This is a genomic window from Sessilibacter sp. MAH3 (genome assembly GCF_054658275.1).
Window position 1 is genome coordinate 141,858 of record NZ_BAAGIE010000005.1, and the last position, 22,619, is coordinate 164,476.

Annotated in this window: 18 protein-coding genes; 9 read left to right on the top strand and 9 right to left on the bottom strand. The window is 41.0% G+C overall.

Annotation, left to right across the window (positions count from 1 at the left end; translation table 11 throughout):
* The first annotated feature begins 1 nt into the window (after position 1).
* The 4 genes from ACYQ2C_RS04955 (at position 2) to ACYQ2C_RS04970 (ending at position 3,660) form a co-directional block, all read left to right on the top strand.
* Positions 2–559 carry a PilZ domain-containing protein gene (locus tag ACYQ2C_RS04955; RefSeq protein ID WP_460050412.1) on the top strand — a complete coding sequence of 186 codons (558 nt, stop codon included), beginning with the start codon at positions 2–4 and terminating at the stop codon, positions 557–559.
* A 1,166-nt stretch (positions 560–1,725) separates the two neighbouring features.
* Complete coding sequence (locus ACYQ2C_RS04960) at positions 1,726–2,295, top strand: HNH endonuclease (protein WP_460050408.1); 570 nt, start codon at positions 1,726–1,728, stop codon at positions 2,293–2,295.
* A gap of 91 nt (positions 2,296–2,386) precedes the next feature.
* A complete protein-coding gene (locus ACYQ2C_RS04965; protein WP_460100339.1) occupies positions 2,387–3,217 on the top strand; it encodes a TatD family hydrolase in 831 nt (276 codons plus the stop codon).
* A 2-nt stretch (positions 3,218–3,219) separates the two neighbouring features.
* A complete protein-coding gene (locus ACYQ2C_RS04970; RefSeq protein WP_460100342.1) occupies positions 3,220–3,660 on the top strand; it encodes a SufE family protein in 441 nt (146 codons plus the stop codon).
* A 5-nt stretch (positions 3,661–3,665) separates the two neighbouring features.
* Here the strand turns inward: ACYQ2C_RS04970 and tcdA are convergent, their stop codons facing one another.
* The 9 genes from tcdA to ACYQ2C_RS05015 all read right to left on the bottom strand — a co-directional run bounded on the left by tcdA (position 3,666) and on the right by ACYQ2C_RS05015 (position 15,206).
* Complete coding sequence (gene tcdA / locus ACYQ2C_RS04975; RefSeq protein ID WP_460100344.1) at positions 3,666–4,481, bottom strand: tRNA cyclic N6-threonylcarbamoyladenosine(37) synthase TcdA; 816 nt, start codon at positions 4,479–4,481, stop codon at positions 3,666–3,668.
* 101 nt (positions 4,482–4,582) lie between these two features.
* Positions 4,583–5,284 (bottom strand): hypothetical protein, encoded by a 702-nt coding sequence (locus ACYQ2C_RS04980; RefSeq protein WP_460100346.1) that lies wholly within the window; start codon positions 5,282–5,284, stop codon positions 4,583–4,585.
* 12 nt (positions 5,285–5,296) lie between these two features.
* Positions 5,297–5,815 carry a hypothetical protein gene (locus tag ACYQ2C_RS04985; RefSeq protein WP_460050398.1) on the bottom strand — a complete coding sequence of 173 codons (519 nt, stop codon included), beginning with the start codon at positions 5,813–5,815 and terminating at the stop codon, positions 5,297–5,299.
* Positions 5,816–5,880: 65 nt separating this feature from the next.
* A complete protein-coding gene (locus ACYQ2C_RS04990) occupies positions 5,881–9,084 on the bottom strand; it encodes a CHAT domain-containing protein (protein ID WP_460115642.1) in 3,204 nt (1,067 codons plus the stop codon).
* 392 nt (positions 9,085–9,476) lie between these two features.
* Positions 9,477–10,205: a hypothetical protein gene (locus ACYQ2C_RS04995; RefSeq protein ID WP_460100351.1), complete on the bottom strand. Its 729-nt coding sequence runs from the start codon at positions 10,203–10,205 to the stop codon at positions 9,477–9,479.
* 94 nt (positions 10,206–10,299) lie between these two features.
* Positions 10,300–10,869: an RNA polymerase sigma factor gene (locus ACYQ2C_RS05000; protein WP_460100353.1), complete on the bottom strand. Its 570-nt coding sequence runs from the start codon at positions 10,867–10,869 to the stop codon at positions 10,300–10,302.
* Positions 10,870–11,496: 627 nt separating this feature from the next.
* Positions 11,497–12,744 carry an amidohydrolase family protein gene (locus tag ACYQ2C_RS05005; RefSeq protein WP_460100356.1) on the bottom strand — a complete coding sequence of 416 codons (1,248 nt, stop codon included), beginning with the start codon at positions 12,742–12,744 and terminating at the stop codon, positions 11,497–11,499.
* A 4-nt stretch (positions 12,745–12,748) separates the two neighbouring features.
* Positions 12,749–14,149 carry an amidohydrolase gene (locus ACYQ2C_RS05010; RefSeq protein ID WP_460100359.1) on the bottom strand — a complete coding sequence of 467 codons (1,401 nt, stop codon included), beginning with the start codon at positions 14,147–14,149 and terminating at the stop codon, positions 12,749–12,751.
* A gap of 574 nt (positions 14,150–14,723) precedes the next feature.
* A complete protein-coding gene (locus ACYQ2C_RS05015; protein ID WP_460050388.1) occupies positions 14,724–15,206 on the bottom strand; it encodes an Lrp/AsnC family transcriptional regulator in 483 nt (160 codons plus the stop codon).
* A 451-nt stretch (positions 15,207–15,657) separates the two neighbouring features.
* On the opposite strand from ACYQ2C_RS05015, the gene ACYQ2C_RS05020 reads away from it, so the two are divergent.
* From ACYQ2C_RS05020 to astB, 5 genes are all read left to right on the top strand, one after another.
* Positions 15,658–16,989, top strand: a complete 1,332-nt coding sequence (locus ACYQ2C_RS05020; RefSeq protein WP_460100361.1) for an acetylornithine transaminase — start codon at positions 15,658–15,660, stop codon at positions 16,987–16,989.
* Positions 16,986–18,266 carry a hydrolase gene (locus ACYQ2C_RS05025; RefSeq protein ID WP_460100363.1) on the top strand — a complete coding sequence of 427 codons (1,281 nt, stop codon included), beginning with the start codon at positions 16,986–16,988 and terminating at the stop codon, positions 18,264–18,266. Before ACYQ2C_RS05020 ends, ACYQ2C_RS05025 begins: the two co-directional genes overlap by 4 nt.
* A 331-nt stretch (positions 18,267–18,597) precedes the next feature.
* On the top strand, positions 18,598–19,620 hold the full coding sequence (locus tag ACYQ2C_RS05030) for an arginine N-succinyltransferase (RefSeq protein ID WP_460100366.1): 1,023 nt from the start codon (positions 18,598–18,600) through the stop codon (positions 19,618–19,620).
* 30 nt (positions 19,621–19,650) lie between these two features.
* A complete protein-coding gene (astD, locus tag ACYQ2C_RS05035) occupies positions 19,651–21,183 on the top strand; it encodes a succinylglutamate-semialdehyde dehydrogenase (RefSeq protein ID WP_460100369.1) in 1,533 nt (510 codons plus the stop codon).
* The gene (astB, locus tag ACYQ2C_RS05040) at positions 21,180–22,553 is read left to right on the top strand and encodes an N-succinylarginine dihydrolase (protein WP_460100372.1); all 1,374 of its coding nucleotides are present in this window, start codon (positions 21,180–21,182) and stop codon (positions 22,551–22,553) included. Before astD ends, astB begins: the two co-directional genes overlap by 4 nt.
* The last annotated feature ends 66 nt before the right edge of the window (positions 22,554–22,619 follow it).

Here is a 22,619-nt window from a genome sequence, read left to right on the forward strand (position 1 = left end):
GATGTCCGAAGATCGCCGCCGTTATTTCCGCATTGATGATCAAATAGGTGTTTCCTACAAAATTATCAGTGAAAATGATTTATCGGGCGAGTTAAAACCGCTACGGGTTGCCGATAATTTTGGTGCGCTCAGAAAACTGAACAAAGAAATAGCCACAACACTGCAAGAAGTTAAATTGAAAGATCCTCTTGTGGGTAATGTATTAGAAGCACTTGATAAGAAAATAAACGTTGTTATTAACCAACTAGAAATGGATAACTTATTGGTACAACGCATTGCGCATCATGTTCATGAAGTTAATATCAGCGCTTGTGGAATGGGTTTTTATATTGACGAAGCTTTAGCGGAAGCCACGTTGTTGAGTTTAGATCTTATTTTAATTCCCGATAATATAAACATTGGCAGCTTTGGTAGAGTGATTTCTTGTGAATCTGTAGAAGATAAGAAATATTATGTAAGACTTGAGTTTTTTGGCATGAGCTCTGTTGATCAGGAATTGTTAATTCAGCACATTGTACGACGGCAAGGTTATTTAATTCGTTCAAATCTTAATAGTTAATAATCTCTTTTTACCTTTTATAGACATTGAAACTTCTGACCAAATTTTTTGTAATTTAATCAGAGGACAAACATTAAACTCGCGGTTGCTAACTTTTTCACAATTTCAATCATTAGCTGTTATTGATGTGGCGATAGAGTTTTGTGTTGCTGGAAATTCTAATTGAATTAAAGTTTTTTATTACAATTGACGAGGTATTTGACAAGGTATTGCAGAATCGCGCAAACATCGGGTTCTACCGAGATCTGCAATGTTGATGCAGGTTTTTTTGTGAGGTAATTTAAAGCTAAAATTAATGGCTGAATAAAAAATTTGATCAACTTAAATTGATTAAATTAAAAGAGATCGCTAAAACAGACCATTAAAACAACTGAATAAAAACGTTAAACGGCTGCGTGCAGCCTTCACGCCAATGAATAATGTCATCAAGTCGCAATTGTGAGTGGTTGTAACTTCACTTGTTTTAGCGGATGGCTTTTATAGTCGTGACAATCGTATACCTGAGACAATCGACTACCACCCATAACCTAACAACTTGAAGATTCCTATTGGTGTTGTTCATTCCATCGATCTTGCTTACATTGATGTTGCTTACTTAATAGTATCGCTCAAATTCAAATGTTGAATTTATGTTCATGAAGACATTATTTAATGTCATATCAATGCCACATATTTTGGATAAGTTGTGTCCATGGTGGTGGTAAATTCTTCAATTTTAAGTATTTTTAACCATTGCTGAGCGCTTATTAAGCGAGTATAACGTTACTAAATGAATGTTGTTTGTGCAGTTGGCGCACAAATTGATGACACATTATCGAGTATAGGGTACCGACACGCCTGATTTGAGTTTCATGCAGTCACCTCTATGGCGTAGCCAATGTTTGTCGGATTGAACGCTTTTTTTCGCAATACCCTGCTTGTTTGTTAACGACCGTAGCTAAGTATCATGGAAGGAATGCCGTCTTCATAGTTTTAAAGATATTTGTTAAGACAGTCTTACAGTATTTCGCGGGTACCGTCGTAAGAGATTGGGTTACTCGTTCATTTCTTACCGTCTGTTCTTCGGCGATACCGAGCTGTCCCTCAGCTGGGTTATGTTTTTCTCTCACTTTAAAACATCGTGATTTTCGATTCCATGTTGATGCTTTCTTTGGCAGAGGATTGTTATGGAACCCCGTATCCTAAGATTAAACTCAACAGGGCAACCCATTGAATGGCTTCATTGGAAGCAGGCTGCCTGTTTGTACTCTCGTGATTTAGTATGCTGGTCTATGGGTGGCGTGGTTCGTACCGTTTACGGTGGTCATTCACGGTTTTCTGGCATGCAGTCGTTTATGGAATTACCGGCCATCATCGCTTGTAACGGCAAGCGCGTCAATCGATCCCATGTTGTTCCACCGCTGACCAATCGAGCGCTTTTTTCGAGAGACAACTATCAATGTATGTACTGCGGTAATCACTTTCGACTTGAAGAGCTGTCGCGAGATCATATTGTGCCGGTGAGTCGTGGTGGTGCCGATAGCTGGACTAACGTCGTGGCAGCTTGCAAGCGCTGCAACCAACGCAAAAGTAATCATTTACTGTCTGAAATCTCCATGGAATTACTGGCGCTACCGTTTCGACCAAACACGGCAGAATATCTTGCTTTGACCAACAGTGATCGTATCCGCGGTGATCAAATGGAGTTTCTGAGCGCTCAGTTCTCGAAAAATTCTCGAATACGTATTTCATCTTGAGGTGTTTGAAAATACCTGTCGATACTAATCTTTAGCAAAAGCAGAGAATCCGAGTATCGACAGACCTCCGTGTTTTCGCCACAATTCGGCGATGACACAAGACCTCACCTCATTAATAGCAGTTGCTCAAAGCCTTAATCTCAAGGGCGTTATCGACACGCATGTACATCTCGACGACTTAGCCGATGAAACCCAAGAATCGATGGCTGAACTCGCGTCTAAAGCTTTCCAACGAGGAATCGGTAAGTTAGTAATTCCCGGTTTGTATCCCGAGCAGTGGTGTCGCATCAGCGATTTTACTAAAAGTGATCAACGGATTTATTTTGCCGTGGGGGTGCACCCTTGGTGGGTTAATCCAGACACTGCTTTTTCTGCTGAAGATTTAACGCAAGCGCTTGCTGATTTTGCAATACGTGAAGATTGTATTGCCATCGGCGAAACGGGTTTAGATAAGCTAAAAAAAGACACCTTTGAAGCCCAGAGATCGAGTTTTATTACTCATTTAGAACTAGCTCAAGCGTTTACTAAGCCTGCGATTATTCACTGTGTGCGAGCGCACGATGAAATGCAACGGGTTTTAAAATCCTATAAAAATGGCTTACCAGGCGTTATTCACGGTTTTTCCGGTAGCTTAGAGGTGGCCAGACATTACTGGGCAAAAGGACTGCACCTAGGCATTGGTGGTACCATTACCTACGAACGTGCCAACAAAACTCGCGAAGCTGTGGCAAGGTTACCCATAGAATCTTTGGTTCTTGAAACAGATGCTCCGGCGATGCCGGTGTGTGGATTTCAAGGGCAGGCCAATCGACCGGAACAGATTGCTTTAATTGCGCTTAAATTAGCAGAATTAAGAAGTGAACCAGTGGATTATATTTTGGAAAAAACCACAGAAAATGCCCAACGGCTTTTTAATTTTTAATCATGATTGCGAAAGACAATACACACATTATTTGCAAAATTCCTGATGTGGATTTAATTGAATTAAAAAATCAAAAAAACTGGCAACGTAAATACAAATCAATTATTGATTTAAGTAAAAAGCTGCCCTCTGATGATATTATTAAGCAAGATCAATATTTAGTGGCGGGTTGCGAAGCAAAAACTTGGCTGCATTTGCAATTAATAAACCCTGAAACAATTGAAGTGACTTTCGACAGTGAGTCCGCTGTGGTAAAAGGGTTATGTTGTGTTGTTCTTGCGCCAATCAACGATAAAAAAATCAGTGAAATTGGCGATTTTAATTTGCACGATTATATGCATGAACTGCAACTTGAAAAACACCTTAGTCCCTCACGCGTAAATGGTTTACTTTCTTTTTGGGTGAAGTTAACGGATTTTGTAAGTAGTGTACGTTCAATTTAAAGGGTTTAATCCTCAATTTTTGAAGATTGTGAATCGACCTTTTTAAAATGCTTTTCCAAAATTCGACTTGCGGCAATAAATCCAAAGGTTCCAGTGACCATTGTCGCGGAGCCGAACCCGCCGCTGCAATTTAATTGATTTCCGTCGCGCTCTGACGAAAACGTATGGCTAACTTCGCCATTTGGCAATGGGTAAACCATTTGCTCGGTAGAATAAATCGCTTCGATGGAGAAATTACGTTTGGTATTTTTACTAAAATTATAAAGCCTGCGTAATTGATTACGCGTTTTAGCCAGCAACGGATCGTTGGTGGTTTTTGCCAAATCAATACTCGTTACCAAGCGAGGATCGCGTTTACCGCCAGCAGAACCAACGGTAACCATCGGGATTTTTTGGCGCTTACAATAGGCAATCACAGCAGCCTTTGTTGTGGCCGAATCAATCGCATCTACTACGCCAGAAATAGACGATTCAATAATCTGAGGAATATTATCCAGGTCGATAAAATCTTCGATAAGATTGACGTTAATTTCAGGATTTATTAATTGCAGACGCTCTGCCATTGCGTGCACTTTACCCTGACCGATGGTGTTACTCAGTGCGTGAATTTGGCGATTAATATTGGTTACACAAACGTCATCCAGATCAACCAAAGAAAGATTACCGACACCGGTTCTCGCAAGAGCTTCGGCAACCCAAGTGCCAACACCGCCTATACCGATAATCAGAAAATGAGCGTCTCTAAGCGAATGGTAGTGAGCCCGGCCGTATAAGCGACCAATACCCGAATAACGCTGCTGATAACCGTCGGCTTCTATCATGTTCTTAAACGCATCATAAGTTGAAATTAATCGCCTAAGTTTATCACCCTCGTTAGGTGATAGCCGATAGTATTCACGGAAAAAGTTGGTTTGATTAGATTTTATTCGGTGGGTACGAGGTTTGAAAACTCATCGGGAGTAACAATAGACACATCTAATGCGTTAAGAACATCCGATATTTTCAGCATGTACGGGAGGATTTTATGCTCCGCTTCGGCGTAGTAACCGGCAACGTGCAGACCAACAGCTTCAAACTTATCGTTATACCAAATAGCACCGCTATCACCGGGATAACAAAACGCCGATGCAGGGTCTTCAGCACTCATTGGGCCGAGTAAGACACCGTTGTAAATCATCTTCTCGTTGGACAATAACGGAAACTCAAGCTGCTCCTGTAAATTCGTCACCCGAGCGAAATTTAAATTACCCTGAGAACCAATACCAAACATAGTTAATGGGTCGCCAATGTTTGGATCACTAATACCAGTAAACAGTTTATCTGCCCTAAAACCTAGTTTAGTAATATCACTAACATCTTCAAAAACCGCAAAAGCCGCATCAATAAATTGCGAAAAACCATCGCGCGCATATTTAACCGGAACTGTTATCGATCTTGAATAATTTGAAATTGTTAATTCCGTATCCGTAGGGGTATTAGTATCTGCACAAAACTGCTTATGCTGGTGCAAACAATAAATCACACCTAGTTTAGACGAGCGGTTATCCCTCACCAACATTCCAACACTGCCGGAATTACGGTGAGAGTTAACTAAATTAATACGGAGGTAGGTTGGTAGAATCAAAGGGCACTCGGCTTATTGTTTGGTCCAGCCGCCGCCCGTACCTCCAACTGGATCCTCAGTGCCGCCATGTAGATCAGTAGTGTCGTTTGCATTATGTTCATGAAGAAAGAACGTAACTTTCTTCATTTTTGAACGTGTATTATGCCCGCAATTACATTGAGATATAATTTCTAGTTTGAAAGGGTTTGATTCATTATATTCAGTATTAGTTGGTATTTTTAAGTTCTCAACGCACAAAAAAACAAAATGTTCACTGATTTTAGATACCGAAAATTTAGAGTTGGATATATCAAATCTGAAGTGATTTTTTAATTGTTTTCTAGACCCGTTTTCTTCAGAGCGAATTTTTCGAGTTAAATTTACTGACAATAATTTCTCCTTTTTATCGTCAAATTTAATTGTGAGAATATCACCGTTATCAGGCCAAGTAGAATCTTTGTCGTTATGTTTTCTTAATTTCACTTCTGAATTACTTATAACAATTTTAATATTGTTAAAAAAGTTAATTAGATCTTCTTTTGTCTTTATCATTAATTTTCTCCTAGCGATTAATCTATTTGTTTTTGAATTTAGGTTGCAATTTAGGTGTCTGGTTTTCAGTTCCAGGAACTACCTTCTCCATAAAGATTGAAACTGGACCAATAATAAGGATGACTCCATTTACTATCTTGCCGCATTGCAGTTTGAGCTTGAGATAAAGCCTTAGATGGCGAGTAATTATTCGTGATTAAATTTTTATAGAATTGTTTCATTAAATGTGCAGAGGCAGCATCATCGATTGGCCATAATGATGCAATTACACGTTTTGATCCAGCTTCAATAAAAGCTCTGGATAAACCTATAGGGCCTTCACCTTCAATTTGCTTGCCAACAGCAGTATCGCAGGCGCTAAGCACTACTAGTTCGCTAGAGAGGTTCCAAGATTTGATATCTTCAATTGTTAGTGAGGTGTTGATACCATTGGGTTGATTGATATTTGATAGAGCAATAGACGACTGTCCAGGATAATCCCAGCTAGCTAGTGCATGGGTGGCAAAGTGCATTATTTTAAAATCTTTATCTATTATTTTTGATAAGTTTTCTTTTGTTGCCATCTTGTTGCTCAATTGACTCATTGGGCCAATGTTTTTCCATAAATTAGTTATAGTTTCGGCTTCTTCTACAGTCGATGGTAAAATTGCAAAGTTATGTTCTTTTTCAGGCTGAATTATGGTTGGGTTTGAGACAAGTAGAAGAGAATTATTATTAATCTGGCTGTCATTATTCTTCTTAAATATGTCGTATGTTCGTAGAGACGGTGTATAAGACAAATTATGGTTTGATGACAAATAAGTTAGCTTTTTATCTTCAAGATTAATATCTAATGCAGAGAAGGGTATTCTATGCAATGGACCATCAGGTGAAATTATTATTGAATCATAGTCTTTTATCTGTTCTGTGTAAGGGCCAACTAATATTTCGCTAATTGCTTCTGTTACATAGAATAATTTTTCCCATACTTTACTACTTAGTCCTCCGGCAGGAGGTCTGTTTATGGCGGATGAGTAATTGTTAACCGCCAACGCTAGTTCTGATGCATTAGGTAGTTTGGAGGAATAAATTTCATCGCTGGTTATTAGCCATGAATAAGACTCTTCATTTCCCGAAAAATAATAAAGTATAGCCGTATTTTTTTCTATTTTATCTATGTTTATACGCTCATTTTTATGGTTGTCTTCACTATTTATTTTATCTTGACTAAGTTGTAATACTAATTCTGTAAGAGAGACTGCCTCTTTATTTTCAGGCCTTTCAACTCTTTCAGATTTGAGTGTTTCGGTTTGATTTTTTGAGGTGATTGATTCATATAGGGTTCTGGATCTGAAGTTTTCCGCACTTATAATGGCTTGTATTAAATTCTCTTTAGAAGACGTATCACGCATATACGTGGAAATTTCTAGTTCGTATATAGCCTTTTGTAAAGCAAAGTACTGTTGTCTTAGCCGATCATCATCTAGTGTGCTTCTTATTTTTTCGATATTTTCTTTTGCTAAGCTTAGATGTAATTCTATTTTATTAATTTCAGGTTTGTCGATTTTACTATAAGCCAATGCAGATAGGTAATTGCTTTTAGTATGATATAAAGTGTCATTGTGCTTTTTTTGAAGTTGTATTGCCAAATTTAAAGTTTTTAATGCTTCTTTAAAAGAACCAATTTTAATCATAGCCTGTGCTTTACTTGTCAGTGTTCTGCCTTCAAGAAATAGGTCGTTTGATTTACTGGCGATAGATAATAATTCGTTATAAATGTCAATTGCTTCTAAGTTATCATTGTGAAGTAAATTGGCATTAGCCAGTGCCAAGTTTGTTTTTATTTTGAACTCTATGTCTTTAGGTTCTGAAAAAATTTCATAACTCTTGTTGATATATTCTAAAGCTAATTCTTGGTTTCCTATTTCTGAATATAAACGACCTAAATTAATTGATAAAACTCCTAATTCTTCTTGATTATTTTGCTCTTCATATATTCTCCAAGAAGTTTCATATTCAGCAATGCTTTTTTCGTATTGTTGTAATTCTAAAAAAATTCTACCCTTGGCTGCCTTTATATGGGCGAGCCATACATTATTATTTTGATCAGTGGCTATTATTTCTGAGTGCTCTATTAATTTTACTGCGTCGTAGTATCGTCCTTTAATTGCACTTACTACTGATAAGTAATAATAGGAACGCATCAGGTGAGATCTGGAAGCATTCTTTGAGCTTGTGGCTATAAATTCAGGTTGATTAATAACAGCTATTGCTTTTTCGTGATAGCTGATAGCTTTCGTTAGGTTGTGTTTTTGTCTTTCTAACGCGCCTAAATTATTGTATGAAAGAATTAAATTTCCATAATCGTTATTTTCTTTTGAAAGCCTAATGGCTTTCTCTACAATCGGAAGCATTTCCTCATATTTCTTGTTTTCAAGCAAAGCCTGCGATAGAACTGTATAAACATATGCTAGATGATGATTAAATAATATTTTTTCATCTAAGGTCTCTCCTTTTTCTTCTAGGATGGTTGCTGCTGCTTTCAGATTATAAATTGCTTGATTTACGTTTCTGTTTAATAAGAAAATTCTTCCTATTGTGAGCAGCTTATAAGATTCATTGTAGAGGTAGTCTGGATGGTTTTTAGGTAGGCTGTTGTTCTCTAATATTTCAATATCTTCATTGGTAAAGCCGTATACTGTTGCCTTACGGTGGGTGCGTATATTTGTTAGTCCTATTACTCGGATATTTTCCCCAATTTTTTTTCTTAAAAGTATTTCTTGCGAGAGCAGGTCTAGTTTTTTATTAATATTTTCTGTCTCGGATCCGCTTTGTAGTATTTGTTCGGCTTGGAATCGATCAAGGTTGCTGCCTTTGTTATAAACCTTCAAGGATGTTTTAATTAATGATTCACTAGTGTTTTTCTCGATTCCCCCGAATGTGATTTTGCATGTTTTACATAAATTACTGGTTATTAAGTAGTTTTTTTTAGTGTAATTCCCATAAATAGGGTAAGGCTGCATTTCTTTTAAATTTGTAGTGCCATTTAAAATCTCATAAGTATTCACTCCATATCCGGCGATTTCGAATACGGTAAATTCGTCTTCATTTTGGGTAAATTCGATGGTTTTTTCATAGGGGCCATTAACCACGTCGGAGATGGTTTTTTCGAATATAGGTGGGGCGTCTGTTGGTACATCCGGTTGAATTTGTCCGAATGTGTTCACGGAAAACATAAGCATTAAGAATGCTGTAATAGTGGTAATTTTTTTAGTAATACTTTGGTTCATACTGCAGCGCTGTCGTTATTTGTTCGTATCAGTTTCGCTATCTATGTTCTTTGTGCTGGATAACGTTCTAGAAATTTTCTTTGTGATTGTCTTACCGAATCTTATCAATAACTAATTTATTTCCCAACACTGTTGATAGAAATTTAATCATTTTTATTGAGTGCTTTTGGTCTGTATCGGAGGATATATGCGGTGAGGTTTGCTAGGGGAGTGATTTACAGATCGTTAGATGATGTAGCGGTTGTTACTATAAAAGCGCTTTATGTCTTTTGAGACTAGTTTTTTTAAATTTTTATTGCGTTGTACTCTTTAATGCTCGGGCATTTTTTGTTTTATAGAGTACACCCTAAGGCCTTGCATTTAGTTAAAGCGCTTTCTTGGTGAAAATAATATTACAGTTTTTTAATACGCATCATTCCAGATTTGTCTTCGCCATTATCTGATTGAAGTTCGTATCGATAATCACCTTCGTCAATAAAGTTAGTTGCTAGGTTTACATAAACATTCCATTGATAATCTGGATACAAACTGTCTTGTTGCCAAATTAGTTTGTTGTTTTGGTTGTAGACCTTGAGGGTATAGGGCTCAGGAATACCAGCAATAGGTGATGTGGCAATACCTAGGGTAAAACTGGTTTGTTCCAACGCAAGTTCTATGGTTTCTATGTTGGCATCAGGAACGGCAGCCGCAGAACGTACGCGTTGTTGGCCTAATACATAAACGGAGGTCGTTTGTATTGGGCTGGCTCCGTGTTCACCTTGCTGGTACAGCATCACAGGTACGATAAGTACCGCAGCTGCCACAGCACCGAAGGCTGCCTGTGGAACCGAAAAGCCGCCAAAAAATCTGCTGATTCTATCCATAAAAGATTCAGAAGATTTGATGTTGGTTTTTTGAAGGTTTGCGTTGTTTGCATAGGATACATTGGTATCAAATGCTTCACCGGCATTCAGTTTTAAGCCGTGAATAAGTTGCTCGACCATTTCGACTTCGGCTAGAAGTTGCGGATTGTCGAGGTATTCTATTTCGAATTCGAGTGCCTGCTGTTCATTCATGCGGCCAAGTAGGTATTGGTCTACTCTTTCGTCGAACTCGGCAATAGTGCCGTTTGTTGGTGTCACTGATTCTCTCCGTGTATTTAGCCTTTTAGTGGCTTCTCGCTAAAATAGTGTGGATTGAACATTCATAGTCCCACTTAAAATATGCGTGATTTTATTATTCTAAGTCTTTTTCAATGTACGCTCGCATACGTGTTTTAGCGCGGTAGATAACACGGTTGAAGTGCTGACTTGTCAACTGTAATTCCTGACAGATCAATTCTTTATCTTCTTCTTCAACGTAATATCGAGTGAGGATCTCTCGATCGCGTGGGGTTTCTAGGGAACCAATAATCTCTCTCACATATTGTCGAAGCCGAGCCGATTCAAACGCTTCTTCGGGAGAAGAGTTTGGGGCAACCAGATCGAGTTCTTCTGGGTCTTCGGTGCTGTCGCCATGTTTTCGGAAATACATTACGGTTTGGTTTCGTGCAATTTGGTGGATGAATGCAGCCAGTCGGTCGGGTTGTCTCAACTCGCCATTGCGGACCTTTTCGATAACGATTCGCCAAGTTTCCTGGCTAACATCGGCCGCAATATCTGGAGCGCATTTGCGCTGCAGCATCAGATTTAATCCTCTTGCAAAACGTGTAATCATTTCGTGTTCTGCAAGCAAATTACCTGAGCGTATCTCGTGAACCAACTCTTCGCTGGACAAGTCTTTATATTTTCTGTACCCGCGACCCATACGTTAAAATTTACCCCAGGTGTCTTATCCAGTTGGTTCTAGTGCTGCCTTTGCAGGCTTACCTATCAATCAGTCAGCAAGTTCGCTGTAGATCGGGTTTTGCAGAAATCAATAAAGGTACTCTGACGTTTATATTGATTCAGGCCGCAACCAATCGGCTGTACCTTCCTGCTGTGATCATATCGCCATATTATTCTTAAGTATCTATTTGCTCCTGCATTCATATTGGCGACTTGCAATTTTAGCATCAACCCATTCGATAAATTTGAATTTTACGGCAATTTTAAACAGTCGAATCGAAATTGCCCAATACTTAATGATCATTACTCTCGGCTAAGAATCTTTTTTTATAATTTTGTAATATATACCTTTGTCGACCTCTACATCAATTGAATCAATTTGCAGGATTTGATTTAGCAATTTAATGCTGGGTGCGAGTGTTTTGCAGGGTTTTTGTCCTAAAAAATGTGCAGATGTGTTCGTATTATTTTGATTTTTGCGGCCGGAAGAGATGAGGGTACTTGTTTGGTTCGCGTATTTTTGGTGTTCTGGGTGAAGATGATGATTAATTCTTGATGGTGAGGCGCAGTGAGCCCGGTGTCCGAGCTCACAACTTCTACGACAAAGTTATTTTCGATATCCGGGCGGTAAATCACTTTGCTGAGTGTTTAAGTAACGATCACGAAGCTTATCTTGGCGAGTAATTGTGCTTTGCTGTTCTCCAGCAATCCAAATGGATTCGACTCGACTGCTAAACTCTAGCGGATCGCCGCTCCAAACGACTAGGTCGGCGTCCTTCCCAACTTCCAAAGAGCCTTTGCTTTCGAGTGCGAAAAAATCCGCCAAATTACTGGTAATCGCGCGAATTGCAGTTTGATAGTCTAGGCCGTGTGCAACGGCGTTACCGGCTTCAAATCGTAGCTGGTGTAGATTGTGCGATGAGTCACCCGCGACGGTTATAGCGATTTTGACCCCTTTGCTGGCGAGCACAGAGGCATTGTCTAGGGCTGCATAGAGCTCGTCAAAGCTCTCTGGAAGATCATGAGTCGCAGAGATGATCACCGGTACATCTGCCTCAACCAGTTTATCGGTCACTGCGACCGCACCACTGGCTCCGGCGATGATGAGTTTAAGGTTGTATTTCGCTTTGAGTGCGAGCATTTGCAAAATGTCGGCAGGTCTTTCGGTGGCCACAATTAGCGGTAATTTACCTTCTAACATGGCGGTAAGTTTCTTTTCAGACTCGCTAGGTGATTTGGCTTTATCGCCTTCTTTGTCGTCTTTTTTAGTCAGCTTTTCTTGCTGCTTCGATAAAGCGTCGTCCAGCTCTTGAATCTTCGAGGCGCGAGAGCCTTTTTCTTCACCGTGTAAGTAGGTAATTACGGCAACTTCCGTCGTGGTAAAATCCAGCGACGACGAAGTGCTGACCAAAGTGGCGGCACCGGCGAAGTCATTAGATTCTGCCGAAGACACGATAATGTCTGAGGTAACGCCGCCTTTTCTGGCCAAAGGTAATAATGTGGATTCTGGATTAAATGCCAGCGAAGGATTGAAGGTAATGCTGCCTTTTTCGGTACCAGAATCACGTGTGTCAGCAACGGCGCCAACCTCAACCAAGCCCAAAGCATTGATGGAGCCAATTAGGCCCGGCGTGACAATTTTACCGGTGCCGTCAATGACCGTATCGGCATTTAAGGTATCGGGATTGATCGCGCTGATCTTACCGTCTTCAAAGACAATCGTTGCGCCTTCGAGTACTGCAGGCGTTGCACCTGTGTATAAGTTTGCATTCGTGATGGCGACGGATTCGGCGAAGGTGAGGCCGCTCATGCTTGATATGAACAAGGCAGCAGCAAGTTTTTTCTTAGATAACATATAATTACTCCCCGCCTTTTTCTGAAGTTGTGATTGTCGCTTGGCCAAGTTTGAAATCGCTAACGGCTTGATAGGTTGAATCTGCTCGGTCGTAAACCTTGGCGCCATCGATAAATACTTGCTCGGCAAGTGCGTAAACGCTAAATGGGCTGTGATTCCAAATAACTACGTCGGCATTTAATCCCGTTTTTAGCGAACCGGTTTTGTTCTCTAAACCTAATGCTTTAGCGGCGTTGTAGGTAATCCAGCGAATGGCGTCTTCGTCTTTAATGTCAAAGCTATTTTCGTTAGCGCGATACATAACTTTGGCGGCTTCTTGGTTCAAGCGCTGAATGGTGTTTTCTGAGTCAGAATGAACGATAGAACATGAGTTCTTCGGCGCATCAACTACGGCGATATTTTCTAAAATCATGTCGTACGCTTCCATTTTGAAGCCCCACCAATCTGGCCACATGGCAGCACAATTACCGTTTTCTGCTAAAAGGTCGGCGATTTTGTAGGCTTCAACGGCGTGGTGGAAGGTGCCTGCGTCGTAACCAAATTCTTTTGCCATGTCGATCATCATGGCCATTTCTTCGGCTTTATAGCAGTGGTTATGAATTCGGATCTCACCGTTTAATACGCCAACCAAGGTGTCTAGCTCTAGATCGCGTTCGGGGCGTTCGGAGATTAGGCCGTTTTCAAAATCTTCCCAATTGGCTTTGTACTCAACTGCTTTTGCCCAAGCCGCTCGAAATCCTGCCATGTTGCCCATTCTTGAGCCCGGTGCTTGTTGACGACTGCCGTACACACGTTTGGGGTTTTCACCGCAGGCCATTTTTAAACTGTAAGGTGCCTCGGGGAATTTCATTTGCTGAACAGTAAATGCAGGAACGTTTTTAAGAACCACACCGCGCCCACCAAAGAGGTTTGCTGATCCGGGAAGAATTTGTAGAGAGGTGATGCCACCGGCGCGAGCGGTGTTGAATCCGGGATCTTGCGGCCACACGGAGTGTTCTACCCAAACTTCGGCGGTATTAGGACTGGTAATTTCATTACCGTCTTGATGAGATTCAACCGCCGGAGTTGGATAGGCGCCAAGATGTGAGTGCACATCAATAATCCCTGGCGTAACCCACTTACCTTTTGCGTCGATGATAGTTGCGCCGTCTGTTGGAAGATCTTTTCCAACTTGCGAAATTTTTCCGTCAACAATTAATACGTCGGATTCTTCTAAACGCTCACCCGTACCGGTTAATACTGTGGCATTTTGAATCAATAAACTGCTGCTTCTGGGAAGATGTTGGTAGGTGCTGGGGAAGGGGTTTTTATTAACACTGATTTTACTTGGATGGCTGCTTTCGCTGCCGCATCCGGCTAGGGCGACACATAAGCCAAGCCCTGAAAGAAAATAAGACAGTCGCATATGTCTGCTCTCTGGTCGGTTCGATGTTACGGGGTTGGTTCAGAAACGGTTATGGAGACAAATTCCACAACAGTGTTTATGCAGTTCAGTGGAATGTTTAATAATAAACAGACTGGAATAACCATAACCCGTGTTGATTGGAGTTAACGTGAATCTAGGTCAACCAAGGATTCTCACGCATTTAATCTATAGGAATCTCTGATTAACTCATCCGTGATTGAATCAGAGGGCAGAAATTGACAAGGTTATTTCCAATTTCTTCACGATTTCAATCACTTACTGTTCTTGAAGTTGACGAGACACTCATGTGTCGCGGCAAACTCTAGGTTAATCAGAGTTTTCTATGTAAAAGCCGTAAAAAAGCATTTGCGTGTTATCTCCGCCATTTATTGTGTGTTAAGTGTTGTAAACAGTTGGCGAAAGTTTCGCTCGATATGATTTTACCCATGAAAATTTGATGGCCAACGACAGGTTAATAATAAAGTTTCCTGTCGATTTGAATGGGGCGACAGTCAGACACACTCAGTCAGATCGATTACGGGCTGCTGTCATTTTATGGCCGAATTTGTATTGGTTATTTGTCGTCGATTTGCAATCCTAAAATATCCACACCTGAGAAGGGTTTATTTTCGTTCATAACCACATGAGTATTGATGGTGAGTGAGTAATTCACCGAACTGACCAGTTTTTCGTTGATTTCCAAATAACGCGTCATATCTGGGCAGACGATGCGCAGAAAAAAATCGAAGGCGCCGCTAACGGTGAAGCATTCAACAATCTCTGGAATGGATTCCACGAGAGCCTCAAAATTTCGAAAATCATCGGCGGAATGGTTTTTCATGGCGACAGTGGCAATACACATAATGTGCCTTGCTAATTTATTTAAATTAAGTCGGGCTTGATAATCTAAAATTAAACCTTCGGCTTCTAATCGTCTAACGCGTTGTAAACAAGAACTCGGCGATAGTGCGACCTGACTGGCGAGTTCTTGATTCGTGACTCGAGCATTTTTTTGCAATATGGATAGAATATTCAGATCGATACGATCAAGCTTCATGGTGTGTTTTACTCATAGCAGTCCCTATAAAGGTCAGCATACAACAGGAATTACGATTAACTCATTCATCATTTAATCAACGTTATCTAGGTGTGATCAAAAGCTATACACCGGTTGTATAGTTTCACGCGTTTTATTGTTTATTTTGACTCTATCTTCGTTCACCGTCCTCGATGTTTTGGTCTCTCAAAAACCGTAACGCCGGCGCTGATAATCGCTCGGTTAATATGAGAACGATTATTTGAAGAAAATCTAAGTAATGGGTTTATTATTTCCTTGGGTTTCTAATTTTGGCAATTAAAAAGAGTTTAAAAAGTAAAACTTAAACAATTCCAAATATTCTTTTGTTTAACACGTTTTTTAATTTCAAACCTGCAATTCTTTGCCAAAAATAAACAGCTAATTCGGCGAACCTTATGATAATTTTTACGCACACATACGAGGTGCAACCATGGTTTCTTCAGCGATAACACAAGCTCATCAACAAGCGTCTGAATATCAGAACTCTCTCAATACCGTCAACGGACACGAAATTTCTAACCTCGACCAGGTTGATCCTCGCGAGGCAATTTGGCCAACCTATTCCCCGCCAAAAGATATTGTTTTTGAGTATGGTGAAGGTTGTGAATTGGTTACCGAGTCGGGTGAACGTTATTTAGATTTTATCTCCGGGATTGCCGTAACCAGCTTGGGCCATGCACATCCCGAACTGGTTGAAACCTTGAAAACTCAGGCCGAAAAACTGTGGCATTTGTCGAATTTATTTCGCGTACCCAAAGCCGAAACCTTGGCAAAAAAATTGTGCGAATTGAGCTTTGCCGATGCGGTATTTTTTACCAATTCCGGTGCAGAATCAGTAGAAGCGGGTATCAAGGCAATTCGTGGTTATTTTGCTAAAAATCGTCAACCGCATAAGTATCGCATCATTGGTTTTGAAGGCAGTTTCCACGGTCGAACCCTAGGAACACTGGCTGCCGCTGGTAATTCTGCGCACTGTAACGGTTTTATTCCCTTCGACTACGGATTCGACCACGCTCAATGGGGCGATATCGATTCTGTAAATGCCTTAATTAATGAGCATACCGCTGGTATTTTGGTAGAACCTATTCAAGGCGAAGGCGGTATTTGCCCGGCAACCGAAGAGTTTTTGCGAGACCTAAGAGCGCTGTGTGACCAGCGAGGTCTATTATTAATGTACGACGAAATTCAGTGTGGCGTTGCTCGCACCGGCAAAGTATTTGCGTATCAACACAGCGACATAGCGCCCGATGTTATGTCATTGGCAAAAGGGTTGGGTGGTGGTTTTCCGGTCGGTGCGTGTTTGGCAAAAGGTCATGTCGCACAATGCATGACGATTGGTACACACGGTACGACCTACGGTGGTAATCCCTTAGCCATGGCCGTTGCCAGTAAGGTGATAGAACTGACCACAACGCCAGAGTTTCTGGCTGAAGTTACGCGCAAAGGCGAGAAGTTAACCTGTTTATTAGAAAGTTTGTGCCAGCGTTATCCCAATGTTGTAAGCAGAGTTGATGGCCGCGGACTTATGTTAGGCGTGGAGTGCGTCGTTCCTAATACCGAGATTTTGAGCTTATTGCGTGAGCATCGTTTGTTGGTCGGTAAAGCTGGAAAAAATATGATTCGGTTATTACCTGCCTTAATCGTTACCGATAAACACATCGAAAAGGCGGTTGCGATTATGGAAGAATGTTTTCAAAAATTATCCGACGATGAACACAAGCGTGTTGCAGTGGTGAATTCCGTTAGCGAGAGTTCAAAATGACCGATTTGTTATCGGAACCGAATCTTAATTCAGCTTTAAATGCCGAGTATTTAGCGGCGAGAAGGCAAGCGTTTACCTGCATTGATGAACTCGTAGATACAACCGTAAAAACCTTGTTGCGCTGGTCGAGCATTAATTCGGGTACTCGTAATCTTGATGGCCTTAACGCTATGGCGAGAGAGTTGGAGCAGCAATTTACGCCGATATCTGATCAATTTAATGCCTTACCGTTACCCGATGTTGAAGCGCTTACTGATGGCGGCGAGGTAATACAAAATCGCCACGGCAAAATGCTGTCGTTCAAAAAGAGGGCTGATGCTCCTTTACAGGTGTTATTACTCGGCCACATGGACACGGTCTTTGAACAAACACACGCATTTCAGCAACCCGTTTGGTTAGACAACAATACGCTTAATGGGCCGGGTGTCGCCGATATGAAAGGCGGTTTATTGGTTATTTATTTAGCGTTAAAAGCATTTGAACTGCATCCGTTATCGCCAAAGTTAGGTTGGCATGTTGCTATAAATCCCGATGAAGAAACCGGCTCTTTAGCATCAAGATTTCTCATTGCGGAATTCGCTCAAAAAGCGCATTTAGGATTGGTGTACGAACCAGCTTTGGCCGATGGCACTCTGGCTGGCGATCGAAAAGGCAGCGGTAATTTTAGTTTGCGAGTGCGCGGTAAATCTGCTCACGCAGGCCGTGAATTTCACCTTGGCAAAAATGCTATAGCAGCTCTATGCGAGATTTTTTATCGTCTACAGCAGTTAAATTCTGAAGAAAATTCTGGCATTACTTTAAATTTGGGGCGTGTTAGTGGTGGTGGTGCAGTTAATATTGTGCCGGATACAGCGGTTGGTCATTTTAATGTGCGTTGCGAAAATATAGATCAGCAAGGTTTTATTCAGTCGCAAATAAACAAAATTATTGACGATATTAATTCTCGACAAGGTTTTGATGTTCAACTGTTCGGTGGCTTTAATCGTGAACCTAAGGTCGCGAACACTAAAACGTTAAAGCTTCGTCAATGGTTATCTGAGATTGGCAGTGAGTTGGATATTCCAGTGCATTTCAAACCAACCGGCGGTTGTTGCGACGGTAATAACTTAAATGCAGCTGGACTGGCGAATATCGACACACTTGGCATACGCGGCGGCAATATACACACAGATCAAGAATTTATTTTAATAGACAGTCTTGCCGAGAGGGCGAAATTAAGTTTTTTATTGCTCGAAAAGTTTGCTGTTAATCATGAAGAATATTTAAAGCTTTCTTAGGTTGGGGCGTTGTTAATGTAATGAAGTTTTATTTAACAGTTGTGCTTATTTAAGGGTTTTATTGATTCGATAGGCTTGGCTTTGACGATCAATTTGGGCGTGGATGTTTTGTAGGCAAAATTAGATGCTTAAAGATTTGGATTTTCGCATCTGTTTTGGTAGAGGTTGGCAATAGGTACCGGCATTATTGATGTTTATGTAAGCATAGTTAGTTCGTCGAAGGCAAAAAAGCTTGTGTTCTTAAAGAAATATGATGAACAACGCGTTTAAGCTGTCTCCTATTATTCATAATTAGGCAATACCTTTAAACCTCAGTAGAGAAAGAATTTTTATGATTTTACGCTCAGCCACTCATGCAGATCTGCCTGCTCTTCTACAGCTGTCTGAATCCATTCCCGGTGGTATGACTTCAATGCCATTTGATCAAAGCACATGGGAAAAAAAGCTAGCGCTGGTTGAAAGTAGTTTCTCTTCTCGTGAGACTAAAATGCATGAGGCAATTTATTTTTTTGTACTCGAAGATCCAGACATTCAAGAAATTGTTGGCACCTGTGGTATGCACGCAGGTGTTGGTTTAAACCGTCCTTTTTATAATTATAAATTATCGCGTCATGTGTCTAAATCGAAAGAGTTAGACATTACCGTAAACAGTAATACGCTGAACTTGTGCAATGATTTTACCGGCGAAACCGAACTGGTATCGTTGTTTTTAAAAGAATCGCACCGCAAAGCTAAGGTTGGACAATTTTTATCGCGATCGCGCTTCATGTTTTTACGAGAGTTTGAATCTTTATTTGGAAACGTGGTTTTTGCAGAAATCAGAGGCTGGCTAAATTCTGAAGGTGAGTCTCCGTTTTGGGACAGCCTTGGCCGACAATTCTTTGATATGCCGTATTTTAAAGCTGATTTCATCAGTGCGGTTAACGGTTCACAGTTTATTTCCGATTTAATGCCACGTTTTCCGGTGTATTTAGAATTGTTGTCGCAAGAGGCGGTTGCGGTGATTGGCAAGCCTAATAAAGATTCTTTGGCAGCCATGCGTTTACTAGAAAAAGAAGGTTTTCAATATCAACGCGTCGTCGATATTTTTGATGCCGGGCCTGTTGTTCAGTCATACAAAGATCGAATTAAATCCGTTTTGCAAACGCAAGATTATAGAGTCGTAGATAGTTTTTCTGGTGCTGACGAAGCCTATAATTGCATTGTTAGCAACAAACAATTCGGTAGTTTTAAAGCGGTATTAGCACAAGTCGAACGATTGGATGAAAACTCCATTGTTCTCTCAGAAAAAGCATTACAAATGCTAGAGGTTGAATTGCAATCAGAGGTTTCTGTATTGCCATTGCGCGATTAAATTTAAACGCTCAGATGAGCAGGTGTAATTATGACAAATCCTGTTTTCGCACATATCAGCAGCGAGCAAGGAGTCACTTATTTAAACAATTCTTTTAAAACGCAGTGCGTTATTAACAACGAATGGCGAGACGGGCAAGGTGACGTATTTACCACACACAACCCGGTTTCTGGCGATGTTTATTGGCAGGGAAAGAGCGCAACGATTGATGATGTTGATCAAGCACTGCAACATGCGCGAACAGCATTTGAAACCTGGTCTTTGCTGGATGTGCAAGAGCGCATTCAATTTTGCCGTTTGTACGCAGAAAAATTAAAAGAAAATAGTGAGTATGTGGCGGAGGTAATTACTCTTGAGACGGGTAAACCTCTGTGGGAAAGCAAAACCGAAGTGGCGACCATGATTGGTAAGGTTGACCTGTCGATTAAGTCTTACCAAGAACGAACCGGTTCAAAACAATCGGAAAACGGTGTTGTAATTACTCGACTTGAACATCGGCCACACGGTGTTGTTGCGGTCTTTGGTCCCTTCAACTTTCCTGGACATCTTGCTAATGGACATATTGTTCCGGCATTAATTGCTGGAAATGCCGTTATTTTTAAACCTTCCGAGCAAACTCCTGCAACTGCAGAAGTAATGGTTAGGCTTTGGCAAGAGTGTGGTTTGCCAAGCGGTGTATTGAGTTTATTGCACGGAGGTGTGAATACCGGTAAAGCGATTTCTGAACACGATGGTATTGATGGTTTATTTTTTACCGGCAGCTCTGCGGTAGGTCATCATTTAACACGATCGTTTGCTTTAAAACCGGAAAAAATTCTTGCTTTAGAAATGGGTGGTAATAATCCATTAATTATCGATCAAGTCAGTTCGGTAGATGCAGCCGTATTTAATATTATTCAATCGAGCTTTATGACTGCGGGGCAACGTTGTACCTGTTCTCGACGTTTAATTTTAACTCGACAAAATGCGTCAAAATCCATCAACGAAAAAATTCTTGAGCGTTTAATTAGTGTAAGTAAAAACTTGCGCATTGGCTCCGGCCAAGATTGTTTTATGGGGCCGGTTATTAATCGAGCCACTGCTCAACGTATGATTGATGTTCAAGAAGATTTAAAAAATAAAGGCGCAAACATTTTATTAGGTGCGACCTTACTCGATGAAACCAGCGCGTTAATTTCTCCATCCATAGTGGATGTGACATCGGTAGAGAATCTCCCCGACGAAGAATATTTTGGTCCTATGTTGCAAGTTATTTGGGTAGACAATTTAGAAGACGCTGTACGTGTTGCCAATAAAACACGCTTTGGTTTGTCGGCTGGTATTTTTACCGATAATAAAGACGCGTGGAATTATTTTTACCCACGTATTCGGGCGGGCATTGTTAACTGGAATCGCCCTTTAACCGGTGCCAGTGGTGCCGCACCTTTTGGTGGAATTGGCGATAGTGGTAATCATCGTCCCAGTGCTTATTATGCAGCAGATTATTGCGCTTATCCTGTTGCTTCTATGTTGGACGAAACACTCGAATTACCGGAAAAACTATTATCGGGAGTAAGTTTATGACATCTCAAGTATTTGAAGTTAATTTCGATGGCCTTGTTGGCCCAACCCATAATTATGCAGGATTATCTCGCGGTAATTTAGCCTCTAACAATAACGCAGGTTTAATAGCATCACCCAAGCAAGCTGCTTTGCAAGGGCTTGAAAAAATGAAGGCGTTGTCGGATTTAGGGTTAATGCAAGCGGTACTGCCGCCCCATGAACGTCCTCATATTCCAACGTTAAAAAAGCTCGGTATTGCCGGTGATACTGAATCTGACATTATTGCCAACACGTTAAATACAGCACCTTATTTATTATCAGCGGTTAGTTCTGCGTCGAATATGTGGGTTGCTAATGCGGCTACGGTTTCTCCGTTTCCCGATACGGTTGATGGTAAAACGCATTTTACGCCTGCGAATTTATCGAGCATGTTTCACCGATCTATCGAGCCTGAAACCACGGCGCGAATTTTAAAGGCGATTTTTCGCGGTGATGATTATGTGCATCATAATCCGTTACCGGCTGGTAGTTTTTTTTCCGATGAAGGTGCTGCTAACCACACGCGTTTTTGTCGTGAATACGCCGAAGTTGGTGTAGAGTTTTTTGTTTACGGCGCTCACGCTTTTGATAAGTCGCAACCAAAACCTACGCAATTTCCGGCCCGTCAAACCAAAGAATCCTGCGAAGCTATTGTTCGGCAACACAATCTCTGCCCGCATAAATATGTTATTGCGCAGCAAAACCCTGCGGCGATTGATGCCGGTGTCTTTCATAACGACGTTATTGCCGTTGGTAATCGCAATTTGTTGTTTTATCACGAGCAAGCTTTTTTAAATACCGACGATGTTCTTGCGCAGCTCAACAGTGCTTTGAAAAGAGATGCTTTGCCAGATGCATCCGGACTTCAGTTTATTGAAGTTCCCAGTGCGTTAATTTCTATTCATGATGCTGTGAACTCCTATTTGTTTAATACACAGTTGATTACGCCTCCCGGTCGAAAAAATCACACCATTATCGCGCCCGCAGAATGTAAACACATGCGCAATGTTGCCGATTATTTGCACTGGTTGGTGGAGGATCATCCGGCCATAGACGAGGTGATCTTTCTGGATTTAAAACAAAGCATGCGCAACGGCGGTGGCCCTGCTTGTTTGCGGCTTCGGGTGGTCATGTCGTGTCAGCAAATAGAAAAATGTTCTGCCAATGTCTTTATGGATGATGGTTTGTACGAAACATTAACTGGCTGGGTAGAAAAGCATTATCGGGATGAGTTGGCTCCGGCTGATTTGGCCGATCCTGAATTGGTGTATGAATCTCGTCGCGCTTTGGATGAGTTAACCCAGTTGCTCAATTTGGGCTCCATCTACGACTTTCAGTTACTTCCCCGATAATATTTTCTTTTTTGGGCCCGATGCACCTCGGGCCTTCTTTCCCTGATAACAAGCTCCTGATAACAA